This window comes from Actinomadura sp. 6K520 (assembly GCF_004349245.1).
GTDB lineage: Bacteria > Actinomycetota > Actinomycetes > Streptosporangiales > Streptosporangiaceae > Spirillospora.
The window spans coordinates 1-1,651 of the sequence record NZ_SMLC01000383.1; the positions used below are offsets into that span (position 1 = coordinate 1).

The 1,651-nt window shown below is 69.9% G+C and carries 3 protein-coding genes; 2 read left to right on the top strand and 1 reads right to left on the bottom strand.

Going from position 1 to position 1,651, the window contains the following annotated elements:
• On the top strand, positions 1-133 hold a 133-nt coding region (locus E1289_RS37475; protein WP_279488592.1), incomplete at its 5' end, for an acyl-CoA dehydrogenase family protein.
• 134 nt (positions 134-267) lie between these two features.
• The gene (locus E1289_RS37480) at positions 268-1,086 is read left to right on the top strand and encodes a metalloregulator ArsR/SmtB family transcription factor (RefSeq protein WP_243713483.1); all 819 of its coding nucleotides are present in this window, start codon (positions 268-270) and stop codon (positions 1,084-1,086) included.
• A 21-nt stretch (positions 1,087-1,107) separates the two neighbouring features.
• On the opposite strand, the gene E1289_RS37485 is transcribed toward E1289_RS37480, so the two are convergent.
• On the bottom strand, positions 1,108-1,395 hold the full coding sequence (locus E1289_RS37485; protein ID WP_131988919.1) for a hypothetical protein: 288 nt from the start codon (positions 1,393-1,395) through the stop codon (positions 1,108-1,110).
• Positions 1,396-1,651: the final 256 nt, after the last annotated feature.

A 1,651-nucleotide genomic window follows, 5' to 3' on the forward strand; every position in this document is an offset into this window, starting at 1 on the left:
GTTGCTGGGCGGGTACGGGTACACGCGGGACTTCCCGGTGGAGCGGATGATGCGCGACGCCAAGATCACCCAGATCTACGAGGGGACCAACCAGATCCAGCGGATGGTCATCGCCCGCCAGCTCCTCCGCTGACCGGCGGCCGGACCTCGAACAGCGCGCCGCCTCGGGGGCCTCACCGAGGGTGATGTCCGTCTTCTCGCTCGGCAGGATTCGCATTGACATGCAGCCATCCGGCTGCCTATTGTTTTAGGCAGCCGGATGGCTGCATGTTGGGACGGTACATGGACGAGGTCTTCAAGGCGCTGGCCGACGCGAGCCGGCGCCGCCTGCTGGACAGCCTGAACACCCGCAACGGGCAGACCCTCAGGGAGCTGTGCGCCGGGCTGGACATGGCCCGGCAGTCGGTCAGCAAGCACCTCGCCGTGCTGGAGGCCGCGCACCTGGTGACGACGGTGCGCCGCGGCCGAGAGAAGCTCCACTACCTCGACGCCGCCCCCATCAACGCCATCGCCGACCGCTGGATCAGCCGGTACGACCGTGAACGCGCGCGTGCCCTGGCCGACCTCAAGACCGCATTGGAGCAGAGCCCGATGTCCGGAAGCGACACGACGTCCCATGGCGAGTTCGTCTACACGACCTACATCAAGACCACACCGGAACGCCTCTGGCAGGCGCTGACCGACCCGGCGTTCACCCGCCGCTACTGGGGCGTCGCCTTCGAGACGGACTGGAAGCCCGGCTCCACGATCACCTGGCACGAGGAGTCCACGACGATGGCCGACCCGGAGCAGGTCGTTCTCGAGGCCGAGCCCGGCCGTCGCCTCTCCTACACCTGGCACACGTTCACACCGGAGTGGGCCGAGGCCGTCGGAGTGGACGAGGAGACGCGCGCCAGGCTCCGCGCCGAGCCGCGCTCGAAGGTCACCTTCGAGATCGAGCCGGCGGGGGAGACGGTCAAGCTGACCGTCATGCACGAGGCGGGCGCCGTGCTCCTCGGCATGTCCCGCGAGGGCTGGCCGGCCATCGTGTCCGGCCTCAAGACCCTCCTGGAGACCGGCGAGCCCCTCCCCGAACCCGCCGGGTGACCGCGGACCCGCCCGGCGCGGCTAGAGCAGCATGCCGCTGCTGCCGCCGGACTCCTCCTCGCCGTCCGTGGTGTGCTCGAGTTCGGCGTACTCGTCGTCGGGCCAGAGCGCGTCGGCGAGGAAGGCCAGGTACTCCTCGTCGGCGGGGTCGAGTTCGGCGGTCATCGACTCGGGATGGACGGCGAGCGCGGTGGGCGCGTCGTCCGCGGGCGGGGCGCGGTCCGGTCCGGGTGTCATGGGACGGAGCAGGTTCGGCAGGCAGAGGCCGAGCAGGGCGGCCAGGGACACGAGAACCAGCGCCGTGATCACACCACACCGTCCTTTCGCGGTCGCGTTCAACACGATTCTTGCGTACGTCGCAAAACAGTTGAACGTTATCGGGATGGTCGGACGGATGCGGGGACGACATGCGGCCCCCGGTGACAATGGCCTGGTGGGTGCGCCGTCCGGGCGCGCCCGCGTGCGAGCCGGCGGGCTCGGCCGAAGGCGTCTCGTCCCGCGATCCTTCTCCAGGCTGGCGTGATACGCGCGCGGGAGTGCCGCGACACGCGGGTGGGCGGGCAAG

Coding starts and splice junctions, on each gene's coding strand:
- E1289_RS37480 (WP_243713483.1), top strand. CDS start 268: ATGTTGGGACGGTACATGGACGAGGTCTTCAAGGCGCTGGCCGACGCG.